Genomic DNA, 16268 nt, shown 5'->3' with positions numbered 1-16268 from the left:
CGGCGCCCGGGTGATCGGCACCGGCCGGGCCGGCGACCGCGACACCGCCCTCGGCCTGGGCGCGGACGCCTTCGTCGACCTCCAGGCCGAGAAACTGGAGGACATCGGCGAGGTTGACGTGGTGTTCGACGTGATCGGCGGCGAGATCCTCGAACGCTCCACCACGCTGGTCCGCCCCGGCGGCACCCTGGTCACCATCGCCGAGCCGATGACCGTCCACCCCCGCGACGGGCGAGCCATCTTTTTCGTCGTCGAACCCGACCGGCCCCGCCTGTCCGAGCTCGCCCAGCGGCTGCGGGACGGCCGCCTCAAGCCGATCGTCGGCGCCGTCCGGCCGCTCGCCGAGGCGGCCTCCGTGTTCACGCCGGACAAGCGCACCCCCGGCAAGACGATCATCCGCGTCACCGAAGACTGAGCGGGAAAGCCCGAGGGTGCGCAGCTGGATGTCGGGCCGACGATGGCTGCCGGCGTTCACCCCGAGGCCAGGAGCCGGCGGGCGCCGTCATGGACGACAGGCCGTACGCGCACCGACGCAGACGAGCGGCGTCCCGGGGCGCTGAGTGAAGCCGCCCGGGGACGCCGCAGTAGGTCATGCCGTGCCGAGAGTCTTCATGGCCTCGGCGCGGTATCGGTGGGGTCAGCGGCGGTGGTTGCCGCCGCCGTTGTGGCGGCCCCAGGACTCGTCGTCGACGCGGCGGCCGTTGTCGTTGCGCAGGGTGGCGGTGTCGGAGCGGTTGTCCCACACGTAGTTGCGGCGATCCTGGAAGACGTGGCCGTCGTGGTCGCGGCCCTTGCCGGTGTGGACACGGACGGTCTCGTGGCCGTCCAGGCGGAGGCGGTTGAAGGTGTAGGTGCGGCCGTCCTTGTTGGAGAGGGTCCAGCCGTTGAGGTTGACGCCGCGCCGGCCGGTGTTGGTGATCTCGACCCACTCCTTGTTCAGGGAGCGGTTGGAGCCGTTGTCGTGGCCGGGGGAGTCGTACTGCACGTCGCTGATCTTGACGTTGGAGCGCCTGTCCTGGGGTCCGCTGTCCGCGGAGGCGGGCAGGGCAACCGCGCCGAGTGCGGCGCCGGCCACGAGAACCGCGGCGATACGACGGGTGGTACGAGATGACATGGGGGTCCCCCAACGGTGCGAGTCCTGATGGCCGGCCCTGACCGGCCAACTGGGACGGTGTGCGTTCCCGGCGAGTGCCGAGGACCCACAGCTTGGCCCCGGCCCGCCCGGCGCTGCACATGTCCTGCTTGGTGTTGCAGTATGCGGACATTTCCGTGACCGTCGGATGCGGGCCGCAGCTAACCCGGCGGACGATCAACGGCAGTTCGCTGCCCCCAGCACCGACACCGGAAGGCCGCCGCGGAAGCGGTTACCAGCGCCCCGCGCGCCCCTGCCGCACTCCCTCCGCGTCCCGGCCGCCGTGCCTGCAAAACCCGTAACAGGTCGACGACCCGGTTTCTCGCTCCGCTGTTCCAGTGCGCCGGAAGCGTTCGAGTGGATCGGCGCTGATGCGGTACTGCACGGGTACCCAACCGTGCCGGGCTCCCCGTGTCCGTGCCCGCCGGGCATGACGGCGATGGCCCCTCAGAACATCAGCCCTTGACGGGGCCGCCGTTGATGGCGACGCGCTGGCCGTAGCGGGCGTAGGGGTAGTAGTCGTACGTCGCGTGGTGCTGGACGCACCGGTTGTCCCAGAAGACCAGCGTGCCCGGGGTCCAGCGGACGCGGCAGTGCAGGACCGGCCTGCGGGCGGTGATGTCGAAGAGCATGTCGAGCAGGGCCCGGCTCTCGTCGGCGGAGAGCTGCGGGATGCGGCTGGTGTAGGCCTTGTTGACGTACAGCAGTCTGCGGTCGGTCTCGGGGTGCCGGGCGATGAGCGGGTGTTCGCTCTTGGGAATGACGTAGTCCGCGGGCGGTGTGTACCCCGCCAGGGCCTGCGCGCCGTCGTGTATCGCGGTCAGCGGGTCCAACAGGGCACGCATGGCCGGTGAGAGCATGTCGTAGGCGAGGTGCATGTTGGCGAACAGGGTGTCGCCGCCGCATCCCGGCTCGGGTATCTCGGTGATGTAGAGCATCGACCCCAGCGACGGTTCGGTGTCGGCTGTACCGTCCGCGTGCCAGCCGTTGCCCGCCACGTCCGCCGCGGCCGACGTCGTGCGGATCTCCAGGACGCAGGGATCGCCCTCGGGCGGCGGCGGGTTGACGGGGCGCGGTTCGCCGAAGGCGGTGGCGAAGCGCTTGTGTTGCTCGCCGGTGATCGTCTGATCGCGGAAGACCAGGACGTGGTGGTCGCGGAAGGCGACCCGGATCTCCTCCAGTTGCTCCGCCGGGATCTCCTGTGACAGGTCGACGCCTGACACCTCCGCCCCCAGAACAGGGGTGATCCGTTCGACCGTGAGCGTGCGGTAGGAGTACACGGGGCGCGTGGTCACCGCTTCCAGTGCTTCGCGTTCGTACGACTCCATGTCAACCTCCGGAGGGGGGTGGGGTTTACAGGTCAGTGGCTTCGCGGGTACTGGCACCCGGGGGCGCCAGCGTCGCCCTGATGGTCTCGGCCACCGTGTCCACGTGGGGTGCCGCGACGATGCCGTAGTGCTCCGTGGGCAGATGCCTGAGCACGGCGGACGGAGGCAGGCAGGCGTTCCACTGCCGGTCCGACTCCTGAGGGTCCGCGGGGGTGGGCATGCCCGCCGTGGGGTGTTCGGCCAGCCACAGATACGTAGGGACGGAGACGAGCGGCCGTACGCGATGTTCCCCGAGGCTGCGCAGGTTGGCGCGGCAGCAGCGGGCCAGCCGCTCGGCGTACGCCTGTGCGTGCCCGCTCGGCAACGAGGAGGCTCCGGTCCCGAGTTCGGCGGCGAACACTCTTTCCAGGTGAGTCTCGTCGTAGGCGGCGACCAGCGCCTCTGCCTCGGGCGGTGGCGGATCCAGCAAGTAGAGCGCTTCCAGCGCCCGGCCGGCCGACTCGGCGAGACCCGCCATCTCCATCGCCACGCGGGCGCCGTAGGACCACCCGGCCAGATGAAGCCGGTGGTCCGGTCCGCCGAAGCGCTCACGTAGCTCCGCGTCGTAGTGACGGGCCCGCTCGGCCAGTGACCATGCGGGCATCTCGGTGTCGCGGAGTGCCGGGTCGGCGATGAGGCACACCGTCGGCGCGGGTCCGAGGGCTGCCACCAGGGAGCGGTAGGCCTGGATGTCCCCACCCACCGGGTGCACCAGGCACAGGACGGCCGAACCGGTTCCCTCCTGCCAGATGTCGAGGACGACCCGGGAGGCGCTTCCGGCCGCCCCGATGGTGGGCCCGGTGGTGCGCTCGGTGGAGGCGAGGGCCGCCTCGATGTGTTTGAGGATCTCCGTGAGGCTGACGCGGTGACTGAAGGAGGCAAGGTCGAACTCGACGCCGTAGTCGTCCTCGATCTGGGCGATCACGCCGATCAGGGTCAGCGAGTCGGCGCCCAGGTCGTAGAGGGAGTCCTCGGGGTCCAGTTCGTCCACGCCCAGCAGATCCTGGATCACCCGGGCCATGGCGTCCGCTCGCTCCTCGACACCGCCGGTGTCGGAGGCTTCCGCCTCTGCGTCCGTCGGGGGCGTCGCTCCGGAGCCCGAGGACCGATCCGCGATCCCGGCAGGAGCGTAGAAGGCTCGGGAGCCCTCGATGTCCGTTGTGGACACGAGGAGTTGCGGCAGTTGCAGAGCCAGGGCATGGGCGAAGACCGCTCTGCCCTCCTCGACGGTCAGGCCGACCGCGAGGTGGGCCTGATGACGGCTGTCCGTGTTCAGGGCCCGGGTCGCCATCCCGGTCTCGCTCCAGATGTCCCAGTCGATGCCGATCCGGACGGTCGCCTCCGTCTCGGTGGCCCGGTGGTGGGCGAAGCCGTCGAGGAGGCTCGCGCCCGCCGCGTAGTCGCTCTGGCCGACACCGCCGAGCAGGGCGGACATCGAGGAGCAGTAGACCGCGATCTCCGGGCGGAAGGCTCCGATCAGGTGCTCGACGACGAGTGCGCCACGCTCGCGGACCGCGGCGGCGTCGCGCATCGCGGTGGCGTCACGTCGTACGAGCAGCCCGCCGTGTCCGAGACCGGCCGCGTGGATGACGCCGTCCAGCCGTGACGTGTGGTCGGCGACGGCCGCCGCCACTTCGTGAACGGGCAGGGTCGCGAGATCCGCCGGGACGAGGCCGACGCGGTCGGCCCAGCCGCTCAACTCCTCGGGCAGCCGCGGGTTTCGCGACAGCAACAGCACCCGGCCGCGGGTGTGTTCGAGCAGCCAGGCGGCGATGGCGCGGCCCATACCGCCCGTGCCGCCGAGCACCAGGTGGACGGTGTCGGCTCCGGCCGGTACGAGGGGCTGCGTACCCACCGGCTCCGGTACGGGGACGGTGCCCGGCCGCCACCAGTAGCCCTGCCGCAGCGCGAGCTGGCGTGGCAGGGCCGGTTCGCCGGGAGGACCGGCCCCACGTGTTCCGGCGACGACCGAGGCCACATGTCCGGCCCAGCGGGTGAGGTCGCCGTCGGGGAGGTCGAGCCAATGGCCGTTCAGCGCGGACTCCTGATGGGCGACCTCGACCGGCCCGGCGAGGAGCGCCAGTTCAGGCCTGTCCACCGTTCCCGTCACGGGCCGGGCGCCGTACGACAGCCACCACACACGTGGGGAGCCGTTGCGCCCGGTCAGCGCCTGGGCCAGGGCCGCCGTGCTGTCCAGGCAGGCATGGCGGGCGTGTTCCAGGCTGCCGGGACCGACCGGCCCCGTCACGTCGAGGGGCAGGGCGTGCACCCACTCCGTGTCGCTGGAGACTGGGGCACCGTCCTCGGACAGCGCGTCGAGCAGTCGTCGCACGGACGCCGGATCGGCGGGGTCCACGTCGTAGGAGTCCGGTCCTCTGCGGGCGAAGGTGGCGGCCGGGCGCACCTGAATCACTCGCGAGGCCACCGCTTCGAAGGGCGCGAGGGCTGTCGACGGGGTGTTGTCGGAGGTGACGACGACCACGGCGGACGTACAGCCGGCCGGCACGGTCGTGTCCGCGACAGCGGCACGGCGCAGCCGGACCCAGTGCGGCTGGTGCAGCCAGTTCTCCCGCGGCAGCCGCCGGGGCGTGGCGGCCGGGGCCTCGCGCGGTTCGCCGGTCAGTCGGTCGAAGTCGTATTCCGCGAGGGAGAAGGACGGGGGAGGGAAGTCCCAGGGCGCCGGAGCGGAGCCCGCCCCCCAGTCGACCGGGCGCCCGGCGGTCCAGTCCTCGGCGAGTTCGCGGGCCGTGCGATCGGCCGCTGGGACCGCTGTGGCGTCCGGGTCCACGGTACCGACCGGCACCGCTCCCGCGGCCACCGCGCGCAGCCAGTCCACGGCCGCGGCGGCGTCCGCCACGGCCGCCGCCGTCCGCAGGCGGCGGGCGACCCGACCGGCCTGGAGATGGCGCAGCACGAACTCGTGGCGTTCCGGGCGCAGTTGGAGGTAGTCGGCGATCCGGGCGGCGTCGGCGGCCAGGGCATCCGCGCTGGAGGCCGACAGTACGAGGCACTCAGGTACCTCGCGGGTCGCCACCGGTCCTGGCGCGGTGTCCTGCTCCACGATGACGTGGGCGTTGGTGCCGCCGATCCCGAAGCTGCTGACCGCGGCCACTCGTTGGCGTCCCTCGGGCCAGGGCGTGGCTCGGACCGGGACGTGGAAGGGAGTGGGATCGGGGCCGATCTCCGCGTTGAAGGCACGGAAGTTGAGGTTGGGCGGGAGTGTCCCGTGGCGCACGGCGAGGACCGCGCGCACGAGGCCCACCACACCGGCGGCCGCGCCCAGGTGGCCGAGCTGACTCTTGACGGAGCTCAGGGCGCAGCGGCCGGACTCACTCACGTCGAACGCCTGCCGCAGCGCCCCCACTTCGATCGGGTCACCCAGCCGGGTACCGGTGCCGTGCGCCTCCACATAGCCGAGGTCGGCGCCCGTGCGTCCGGCGCGGGACAGGGCGGTCCGGATCACCTCCCGCTGTCCGGCCAGCGACGGCGCGGTGTAACTCATCTTCGCCGCACCGTCGTTGTTGATCGCGGAGCCTGTGATGACTGCGTGGACGGTGTCGCCGTCGCGACGTGCCTGCCGCAGCGTTTTGAGGACCACGACGCCGACGCCGCTCGCGCCGACCGTGCCGGTGGCGTCGTCGCTGAAAGGCCGGCAGTCGCCGTCCGCGGAGAAGATGTGCTGCGGGCGGTAGCGGTAGCCGCCGGTCAGCCCGGGGTCGACGAGCACGCCTCCGGCGAGCATCACGTCGGCTTCGCCCTGCCGGAGCAGCCCGGCGGCGAGGTGCACGGCGACCAGAGAGCTGGAGCAGGCAGTCTGGGCGCTGAAGGCGGGGCCGGTCAGCCCGAGGTGGTAAGCCACCTTGGTGGCCAGGAAGTCCTTCTCATGGTGCAGGGCGAGCTGAAAGCCGTCGGGCAGCCGGCCGGGGTCCGCCTCGCGCAGCAGGGACTGGAAGTAGGTGTTCTCCCCGGCACCGGCCACCAGGCCCACCCGGGTGGCCGAGGTGTCCGCCACTCCCGCGTGCGCCAGGGCCTGCACACCGGCCATCAGCAGATGACGCTGCTGAGGGTCCATCAGACGTGCTTCTTGAGGGCTGATGCCGAAGTGGCCCGGGTCGAAGCCGAGCATGCCGTCGAGCGTGCTGTGCACGCCGACGACTCCCTCCGGCGCGTCGATACGGCGGATTCCGGTGCCGCCGGAGACCACCAACGCCCAGAAGGCGGCCAGGTCCGGGGCGCCGGGCACCCGTACCGCCATGCCGACGACCGCGATCGGTTCCCCGGGTTCGGGGGGCCCGTCATCCTTCGCTGCCGACGGGGTGAGTGGCCGCGGGGCGGTGAGGTGGTGGGCCAGCGAGCGGACGGTGACGTGCTCGAAGAGGTCCGCGACGCCGAAGCGCAGACCGAGTGCCGTGGTGCAGCGCAGGTGGAAGCGCATCAGGGCGAGACTGGAGGCACCCGCCTCGAAGAAGGTCTGGTCCGGTGCGATCGTCGACCCGGTGACCTCCTCGAAGGCAGCGGTGAGGCGCTCCTCCTCGGCCGACAGGCCCGTTCGGGCGATCGCGGAACGACGTAACTCTTCCCCCGGCGCCCGGGCGACCGCCTGCCGGTCCAGCTTGCCGCTGGGTGTGCGGGGCAGTCTCTCCAGCCTGCGGAAGCGGTCCACACGTACGTAGGAAGGCAGAAGGGCGGAGAGGTGCGCGGTCAGGTCGTCGGAGGACGGTGCTTCGCCACGGACTTCCAGGCCGGCCGTCAGCCGGTCCCCGTCACGGGTGACGACCGCGTTGACCACCGCCGGATGGCGCAGCAGGGCCGCCTCGACGGAACCGAGTTCGAGCCGGTGCCCGCTCAGTTTGATCTGCTGGTCGTCGCGGCCCGCGTAGTGCAGCAGGCCCGCACGGTCGAAGAACGCCCGGTCACCGCTGCGGTAGAACAGGCCCGCGCCGGGGAGCTCGACGAAGCGGGCGTCGTCCAGTGTGGGCTCGTCGAGGTAACAGCGGGTGGTCATGGTGCCGCCGATCAGCAGCTCGCCGGTGCATCCGGTCGGGGCCGGGTCGCCCTGGGCGTCCACCACACGCAGGTCGGCGCCGGCCACCGGGCCCCCGATGGCGGGCCGTTCGGGCCATTGCCCAGGATCTCCCCCCAGACACAGGGCGCTGACCACATGTGTCTCGGTCGGCCCGTAGTGGTTGAACAGGCGCGCGCCGGGGAGTCCGGCGAACCAGCGCCGGATGCTGTCGGTGCACACCAACTGCTCGCCCGCGGTGACCACTTCGCGCAGCCGGGAGGGATACCTGTTCAGGCGGACGGCGTACTCGGCCAGCAGTTGCAGGGCCACGTAGGGCATGAAGATCCGCTCGGTGCCCGCGGACTCCAGCCGGTCCAGGAGCGCGGGCACGTCCTGACGCCACTCGGGACGTACGAGCTGCAGGCTGCCACCCGTGCACAGTGTCCCGAAGATCTCCTGGAAGGACACGTCGAACGCCAGCATCGAGAACTGCTGGGTGGCCGCGGGAGCGGTCAGGCCGCCGGGACCGGACTGCCACCTGATCAGGTCGCACAGCGTGCGGTCGTGGATCTGCACGCCCTTGGGGACGCCCGTGGAGCCGGAGGTGAACAGTGCGTACAGGGGGCGTGCGCCGTCATGTGTCGGCGCACTCACCGTGCCTCGGTCATACATGACCTCGCCTCGGACATACGCGTGCCCGTCGTACGACGCACTCGTGCCGTCGCCCTTCCGCGGCGCCCGATCCGCGCCCGGTACGAGGAGGTGGCGCACCACACCGTCCGGGAGCAGCGTGTTCAGTGTCGCCGAGCTGTCCCGCGTGGCCAGGACACACAGCGGGTCGATCCGTTCCAGGACGCGGCGCAATACATCGGCCGGGTAGGAGGGGTCGAGAGGGACGGCGGTGACGTTCAGCCTCGCCAGTGCCAGGAGCGCCACCACGTGTTCGGCGGAGGGATCCAGATACAGGGCCACCCGGCAGGGGCTGCCGTCGGCCGGGATCGGGTAGCGGTCGGCCAGTTCCGTGGCGAGGGCCGCGGCACGGGCGTCGAGGGCCGCGTAGCTCAGGGTGCCGCCGTCGGCCGTGACCACGGCGAGGGAGTCCGGAGTACGGGCGACCTGTTGGCCGAAGCCTTCGGCGATCGTGGTGAAGCCGGGTTCCGGGGCGGGACCGCGCCCGTGCTCCGGGAGGGACCGCCGGTACGGCACGACGAGTTCACGAGCGGTGGAGCGGCCACCGGCCGCGAGCGCGTCCACGCCCCGCCGGAACAGTTCCGCCATCGCCTCGACGTCCTCACCGGTGAACCGGTCCTCGGCGTACTCCCACAGCACGTCGAGTCCGTCCGCGTGCTCGACCACGGAGACCGTCATCGGGCACTTGGCCTCCGGTGCCCCCCACCACAGGGGGCGCTGGGTGCAACCGGGCAGCCGCAGCGCCCCGAAGTCGGTGTTCTCCAGGACGAACAGGAAGTCGAACGGTGTGCCGTCGCCGACGGCCTCCCAGCCGGTCAGGACATCCGTGAGCGCCACGTCCTGGCGCCCCAGTACCTGCCCTGTGTCGCTCTTCGCACGGGCGAGGAGCGAGCGAAGGTCCTCACCGGGCGCGACGGTCAGGGGCAGCAGCACGGTGTTCGCCATCATGCCCACGCTGTTCTCGAACTCGCGCACCGGGCGGCCCGCGGCCGGGGCGGCGATGCGCGGGCGGACCAGGCCGCTCACGCCGTACAGGCACCAGGAGAACACGCTCAGCAGGACCTGGAACCGGGTCAGCCCGAACTCGGCGCACAGCTGGTCCACCTGGGCCCGCCGAACGACGTCGAGCGACGTGTGCAGCAGACGCGCCCGCGGCGGCGGACCCGCGTCCTGGGCGGGCAGCGGCTCCCGCGGTTCCACCAACTCCTGGTAGAACGCGAGGAGTTCATCGCGCCGTGCCCGGTAGGCGGTGCTCGCGAACCGGTCGCTCTGCCAGGCGGCGAAGTCCAGCGGGGTCGGAGCGGGTGCCTCGTGCCCGGCGCTTCCGGCGTAGGCGGCCGACAGGTCGTGCAGCAGGATGCTCAACGACCAGCCGTCCACGGCGATGTGGTGCAGGTGCAGCAGGAGTGTGCCGCCGCCGTCACGCGGCAGCCAGCAGGCTCGGAGCATGCGGGGGAGGGCGAGGTCGAAGGGCTCGGCGAAGAAGGTGTCGGCGAAGGCGTGTGCTTCTTTCTCGTCCCAGGCCTGCCGACGGCCCGGCTCGTGCCAGGGGTCGTACGCCTCGCCGACGGTCTGTTCCAGGCCGTCCGGCCCGAGGCCGAAGCTCGTCCGCAGCGCCTCGTGGCGTGCCACCAGGCTTCGCAGGGCTCGCCGGAGGGCAGCGGTGTCGACCGGTCCGTCCAGGCGGAAGGCCTGGTTGACGGAGTAGGCCCGGGAACCCGGGGTGCGGCGCTCCACCAGCCACAGCCTCTGCTGTTCGCTGGTGGCGGGCGCCGAGCGGGCACCGGAGACCACCGGTGCCGGCAAGGCGCTCTCCTCGCCGGGACGGACCGTGGCGAGCGACCGGGCGACGGCGGCCAGGTCGCCGTGGAGGACGGCCGCCTGAGTCAGCTCGCGGCCCCATCGCCGTCGTACGGCGAAGCAGAACCGAAGAGCCTTCAACGAGTCACCGCCGCTGGCGATCCACCGGTCGCCGAGCCTGAGGCCGGTGGTGCCGAGTATCTCCTCGGCCAGTTCGACGACCCGGCGCTCCGTCTCCGTCGCGGCCGGTCCGTCGGATTCGGCGGCGGCGGGTCGCCAAGGGCGGCCGGCCCGCCGCAACAGGGCGGCCTGGTCGACCTTGCCGTTGGCGTTGAGCGGCAGCTCAGCCGTGAGATGGATCCGGTGGGGGCGCATGTAGGCGGGCAGATGGGCCGCCAGGTGGCTGTCGAACTCCTCGTATGACAGCTCCTGTTGGAGGACGACGAACGCCAGCAGTTCGTTGGGCCCCTCCTGGCCCGCGCGGCTCGTGCACACGTGGGCCCGCTGGACCGCTGGGTGGGTGAGAACGCGCCGTTCCACCTCGCCGGGCTCGATCCTGAAGCCACGGACCTTGACCTGGCGGTCGGTTCGTCCGACGTACTCCATCAGGCCCCCGTCGCCGGCCCGTACGAGGTCACCGGTGCGGTAGTGCGGCTCCTCGCCACCGTCGAGCCACGGCAGCCGTACGAAACGCCGCTCGGTCTCCTCGGGAAGGTTGCGGTATCCGACGGCGAGTCCGGCTCCCCTCAGCAGGAGTTCGCCGACCTCACCGGGCGCGGCGACCCGCTCCTGGCCCGGTACGACCAGCACCGCACCGGTCTGCGGCAGGGGTCTGCCGATCGGCACCACGTCCCCGTCGAAGTCGCGCGGGATCGGATGGCACAGGGCGAAGGTGGTGGACTCCGTCGGCCCGTAGATGTTGAACAGACGGGTGCCGCTGTCGGCGTTGTCCCGGTACCAGCGGCGCATCACGTGGGGGTTGAGCTGTTCACCGCCCACGAGAACCTCGCCGGCCGAGGCGAAGCAGTCCGGCACAGCCGTGACCATCGCGTTGAACAGCGCCGTGGTGATGAAGAGGGTGTCCACGCGCTCGTGCCGCAGTGCCGCGGCGAGCCGCTCGGGAGTCTGCGTCTCCCGGTCGCTCAGGACCACGCAGCAGCCACCGGTCAGCAGGGGCACCCAGACTTCGAAACTCAGCGCGTCGAACGCCGGATTGGCCAGGCAGGCATAGCGCAGACCGGGTTCGACGCGGATGTAGCCGGGTTGGGCCAGTCGCCGGACTCCCGCGTCACGGACCTCGACTCCCTTGGGCTGACCGGTCGTTCCGGAGGTGTAGAACAGGAAGGACACCTCGCCCGGGGCGGACGGTGCCTCCACGGCGGCAGCGGCGTCCGGAAGTTCCGGCAGAAGTGCGTCCGCGGCGAGCGCCTTCACGTCGTGCGGGAGGTCGGTGACGCTCTCGGTCGTCTCGTGCACCAGGGCGACCGCGGCGGAGTCCCGGAGGATGAAGTGACGGCGTTCGGCGGGGCTCTGTGTGTCGAGGGGCACGACCTGCGCTCCCAGCCGCAGAATGCCCAGCATCACGCCGACCAGCCGCCACGACCGCGGCATCGCCACCGCCACCGCCTGCCCCGCGGTGACGCCCTGGCGCTCCAGCTCCTGGGCGACGGTCGCGGCTGCCACGTTCAACGTCGCGTAGTCGAGGCGGACCTCGCCGTCGACGACCGCCTCGGCGTGTGGCGTGCGAAGGGCTCGGCGGTGAATCTCGATGGCTATTCCGGCCGGGACGCTCAAGTCCTCGGCCACGTCGGTGCGGGACGTTTCGACGTGCGGTTTCATCGTGCCTCCGCCGTTCCTGAAGGCGCTGTGCGCTCCGTCTCGCCCTGGTCGGGGGCGGATGTCAGCCGGTGCAGTTCGGTGGTGAGGACGGCGGCGACGCGGGGCAGTTCGTCGCTCTCCAACATGTCCCAGTGGCCGCAGGCAACCGGCTCGACCACGAACTCACCGCTGACGCGGTGCCGCCAGAAAGCGCGTAGACGAGCGGCGGCATCCTCGACGTCCGCGTCCTCGTCCTCCACGGCCGTCGCCTGCATCAGCACGACACGGGCGGGCGATTCGGGTACGGCGTAGTCGCGCCCTGTCTCGCGATGGTGGTTGTAGACGTTCAGGTACCGGGCCACCTGGTCGTCGTCGATCCCCGGGTACATGCCGTTGAAGCGCACCAGCTTCTCCCGGAACTCCGCCATGCCGACCGGCGCGATCGCGGCGCGCTGCTCGTCGTCCTGGGCACCGTGGGTGTCAAGGAGGACCACGCTCACCCTCTCGTGTCCGGCCGCCACCAGGCGCCGGCCCATCTCGTACGCGATCAGACCGCCGTAGGAGAGCCCGCACAGCACCAGCGCCTCGTCGGCGCGAGGACGGACGAGCCGCAGATACTCCTCGGCCATCGCCTCGACACCGGGCAGGGTGGACTCGCCGGGATTGATGCCGGGTGCCTGAAGTCCCACCACACCGATGTCGTCGGCCAGTTCGGCGGACAGCGGCAGGTAGCAGAACGCGGTGCCGCCGGCGGGATGCACACACACCACGCGCTGTCGTTCGTCGCCCGCACGGAATTCGACCAGGCTGCCGGGTTCCGCGGACTGCGAGGTATCGCCGACGTCGCCGCGCACCCGCTCGGCGAGCGCCTCGATGGTGGGGTGCAGCATGACGTCCCGGACGGGCAGGGCGACGCCGAGTTCCTCCTGGACGGCGGACGCCATCTTGATCGCCGATATCGAAGTGCCGCCCAGCTCGAAGAAGTTGTCACTGACGCCGATGTCCGGGTGCAGCAGCACCCCGCGCCAGACCCGGTACAGCGCCAGCTCCACATGGTCGCGGGGAGCGGCCGTGTTGACCGGCCCCGCGCGGGTTCCTGCCACGGCGCGCAGCACCTCTGTCCGGTCCACCTTGCCGCTGCGGTTCAACGGCAGCCGCGGGAACTCGACCACCACGGCGGGGATCATGTAGTCCGGCAGACGGCCCCCCAGGGCCGCACGCCACTCGTACGGCATCCGCGTGGCATCGGCGTCACATCCCACGCCGGCGACCAGGCGGGGGCCACCGGGTGTGTCGCGATCCGCCAGGACGACCGCCTCCCGGACTCCGGGGACCGCCAGCAGCGCCGCCTCCACCTCGCCGGGTTCGATGCGGAAGCCGCGCAGCTTGAGCTGGTCGTCGCGGCGGCCGACGTACTCGGCGTTGCCGTCCGGCAGCCAGCGCGCCAAGTCGCCGGTGCGGTAGAGGCGTTCACCGGGGACGAACGGATCGGGCACGAAGAGTTCGTCGGTGAGGTCGGGGCGGTTCAGATATCCACGGGCCAGACTTGCCCCGCCGAGGTAGACCTCTCCGGTGACTCCCACGGGTACCGGGCGCATTCGGTCGTCGAGCAGGTACAGGCGTGTGTTGCGCAGTGGCCGCCCGATGGGACATGACCGCTCGTACGGCTGCGGGTCGGTGTAGGCGGTGGAGTAGAGGGTGGCCTCGGTCGGGCCGTAACCGAAGCAGATACGCAGGCCGGGCAGCAGCTCACGCATGCGGTGCAGGGTGCTCTCAGGCAGGGACTCCACTCCGGTGAGGAGCTGACGCAGGTTCGATCCGGCCAGGCGTGTGGCCGGGTCCTCGCCGATCCACTGGACGTAGGACGGGGGCAGGAACGCCTGGGTGACCTTGCGTTCGCGCATCCAGTCCAGCAATGCCGCAGGGTCTGTACGGAGTTCGTCGGGGACCAGGTGGAGGATGGCGCCGGTGGTCACCGGGACGAGGAGTTCGTGCACCGACGCGTCGAAGCCGATGCTCGACCAGGCTGATGACGCCTCGCCGGGAGCGTCCCCCATGAGTTCGCGCCAGTGGTCGAGGAGATTGACGACGCTGCCGTGTGTCACCGCCACGCCCTTGGGCCGGCCGGTCGATCCCGAGGTGTAGATGACGTAGGCGAGCCGAGACGGGTCCGTGTCGATGGCCGGCGCCTCGTCGTGGGTGCCCTCTGCCTCCACCTTCGACAGGAGCTTCCACAACTGTCCGTCGTCGTCCGCGGTGTCCTTCTGGTCGGTCAGCACGAGGACCGGTGCGGCGTCGCTCACCATGGCGGTGAGCCGCTCCGGGGGCTGGCCGGGGTCGAGGGGCAGATAGGCGGCTCCGGACTTGAGGATGCCGAGCACGCCGACGACGAGTTCGGCCGTACGGCCGACGTGCAGGGCCACCACTCGATCGGGACCGGCACCACGGGCGATCAGCGCGTGGGCGAGACGGTTGGCGCGGCGGTCGAGGGTCGCGTAGTCCAGCTCCACGTCGTCGGCCACCACCGCACACTGCCCGGGTCGTCGGCGGACGTGCGCGGCGAAACGCTCCAGCACGCCCTCCGATGCCGGGTCCGTGACGGTCGGCCCCGTGCTGAAGGTGGCGAGGAGTGTCCGCTGCTCGTCCTCGTCGAGCAGTGTGAGGTCGGCGACCTCGGCATCGGGCTGTTCGGTCATCAGACGCAGCACGCGCAGGAATTGACGTGCGTACCGTTCTGCCGTGGGCCGGTCGAAGAGCGCCACCGCGTAGTCGATCTCCCCGATGAGGTGCCGGCCTTCATCGGCGAGGGCCAGGACCATGTCGAACTTCGCGGGTACGTGGGCGGCGTCCTCGCGTAACTCGACGTCCAGCCCCGGAAGTTCGAGTTTCCTCCGCATGGAGGGGACCCAGGCGAACATGGTCTGGAACAGGGCCGTGTAGGCGGGGCTCCGCGGCGGGTTGACCAGTTGGACGACTCGCTCGAAGGGGAGGTCGACGTGCCTGAGGGCGTCACGGGTCCGCTGGTTCACCTGCCTCAGGGCGTCCCTGACAGTGGGGGAGCCGGAGAGGTCCGTGCGCAGGGCGAGGGTGTTGACGAAGAAGCCGACCAGACCCTCGACGTCGCCGCGCCGGCGGTTCGATGTGGGGGCGCCGACCACGATGTCGTCCTGCCCGGAGAGCAGGGACAGCAGTACGGACCAGCCGGTGAGGACGGTCGCATAGAGGGAGACATCGTTGTCAGAAGCCAGGGCGCGCAGGGCGCGTGTCAGGTCTTCGTCGACGGTCACGGGCAGCCGGTCGCCGTGGAAGTCCTGTTCGGGTGGGCGCGGCCGATCGGTGGGCAGGGAGATCACGGTCGGGGTGTCGGCCAGTGCGGTGGTCCAGTAGCCGGCGTGCGAGGCGGGTTCGTCTCCCGACATCCACTCCCACTGCCGACGCGTGTAATCGCTGTACTGCCAGGTAAGTTCGGGCAGCGAGACGTCCTGCCGCTGCTGAAGCGCGGAGTACATCAGACCCAGCTCCTTCAGTAGCAGGGAGCGGGACCAGCCGTCGAAGACGATGTGATGTGCCACCAGGATCAGTACGTGATGGTCCGGTTGGAGCGCTATCAGGCAGCCGCGCGCCATGGGCTCCTCGCCCAGGCGGAACGGGGCGCCCTCCACCTCCAGCCGTATGCGTGCGAACCGTTCGGCCCGGTCCGGTAGTCCCGTCAGATCCTCGAAGGCCACCGGGAACCCCGTGTCCGGCGGATCGACGACTTGAAGAGCCGAACCCTCTGAGGGGACCAGCCGGGTGCGCAGGGCCTCGTGGCGGGCCGCGAGCAGATCCAGCGCCATGACGAGCAGGTCCCGGTCCAGCGGTCCCCGGATGTCGAAGGGCATCGGCTCGTTGTAGGCGGCGCTGGCGTCTCCGTCCATGAGCGCCATGGCCCACAGGCGTTCCTGCGCCAGTGACAAGGGTGTGGATTTTGTCTCTTCGTCGGAATGAGTGCTGTCGTCGGAATGATTACTGACTGCGATTCGGGGTAAAGACACGGATTACCCTTCACGAGAAGAGAACGCGGCGGAAATCAGTTCCGACGTTCCCGGAGTATCAGACTGACGTCCGGAATGTGAGCGTTGTAGTCAAAGTGCGATCTCAAAACAATGCTTGCGGATCCAGGGCCTTCGTTGGACCACGGCTGGGGTGATCGGCTGTCCGGCCTGGTCGACTTCCTCGTTGTGCTGCTGCGTGAACAGCATGGACGGCGGACTGTTCGGGATTTCGAACCGGACTTTCGCGGACTCGGCGGAGCCTCGCGCAAGCTTGTGGAAATCGCCATCTGTCAATCAAAACTCCGTCAAATTTGCGCGAGGTGCGCGCAGAGTGACGATTGCGGACGCTTCTGTTATTCGGCCACTCGTGCGGTGACGCATTTCGGTTGATGCTAAATGCGCTCCGATCAAGTGGTCAACCG

General features: G+C 70.6%; 4 protein-coding genes and 1 pseudogene. 1 reads left to right on the top strand and 4 read right to left on the bottom strand.

What is annotated here, in order from left to right; translation table 11 throughout:
- Position 1 precedes the first annotated feature (1 nt).
- A pseudogene (locus ACH4YP_RS40710) lies at positions 2-415 on the top strand (zinc-binding dehydrogenase); the annotation flags it as partial.
- Between the two features lie 222 nt (positions 416-637).
- On the opposite strand, the gene ACH4YP_RS40705 reads toward ACH4YP_RS40710, so the two are convergent.
- The 4 genes from ACH4YP_RS40705 to ACH4YP_RS40690 all read right to left on the bottom strand — a co-directional run bounded on the left by ACH4YP_RS40705 (position 638) and on the right by ACH4YP_RS40690 (position 15768).
- Positions 638-1114 (bottom strand): lamin tail domain-containing protein, encoded by a 477-nt coding sequence (locus tag ACH4YP_RS40705; RefSeq protein WP_398496170.1) that lies wholly within the window; start codon positions 1112-1114, stop codon positions 638-640.
- A gap of 473 nt (positions 1115-1587) precedes the next feature.
- Positions 1588-2460, bottom strand: coding sequence for a TauD/TfdA dioxygenase family protein (locus ACH4YP_RS40700; RefSeq protein ID WP_398496168.1), 873 nt, complete (start codon positions 2458-2460; stop codon positions 1588-1590).
- A gap of 25 nt (positions 2461-2485) precedes the next feature.
- Entirely contained in the window at positions 2486-11833 is a 9348-nt protein-coding gene (locus ACH4YP_RS40695) for an amino acid adenylation domain-containing protein (RefSeq protein WP_398496166.1), read from the bottom strand.
- The gene (locus tag ACH4YP_RS40690; protein ID WP_398496164.1) at positions 11830-15768 is read right to left on the bottom strand and encodes an amino acid adenylation domain-containing protein; all 3939 of its coding nucleotides are present in this window, start codon (positions 15766-15768) and stop codon (positions 11830-11832) included. Before ACH4YP_RS40690 ends, ACH4YP_RS40695 begins: the two co-directional genes overlap by 4 nt.
- Positions 15769-16268 lie beyond the last annotated feature (500 nt).

Source organism: Streptomyces sp. NPDC020747 (assembly GCF_044334695.1).
GTDB lineage: Bacteria > Actinomycetota > Actinomycetes > Streptomycetales > Streptomycetaceae > Streptomyces.
The sequence above is the reverse complement of the archived record's forward strand: the minus strand, read 5'-3'. Positions and strand labels throughout refer to the sequence as shown.

Excerpts from the sequence above, each read along its gene's own strand:
- ACH4YP_RS40705 (WP_398496170.1), bottom strand. The coding sequence starts at position 1,114 with ATGTCATCTCGTACCACCCGTCGTATCGCCGCGGTTCTCGTGGCCGGC.
- ACH4YP_RS40700 (WP_398496168.1), bottom strand. The coding sequence starts at position 2,460 with ATGGAGTCGTACGAACGCGAAGCACTGGAAGCGGTGACCACGCGCCCC.
- ACH4YP_RS40695 (WP_398496166.1), bottom strand. The coding sequence starts at position 11,833 with ATGAAACCGCACGTCGAAACGTCCCGCACCGACGTGGCCGAGGACTTG.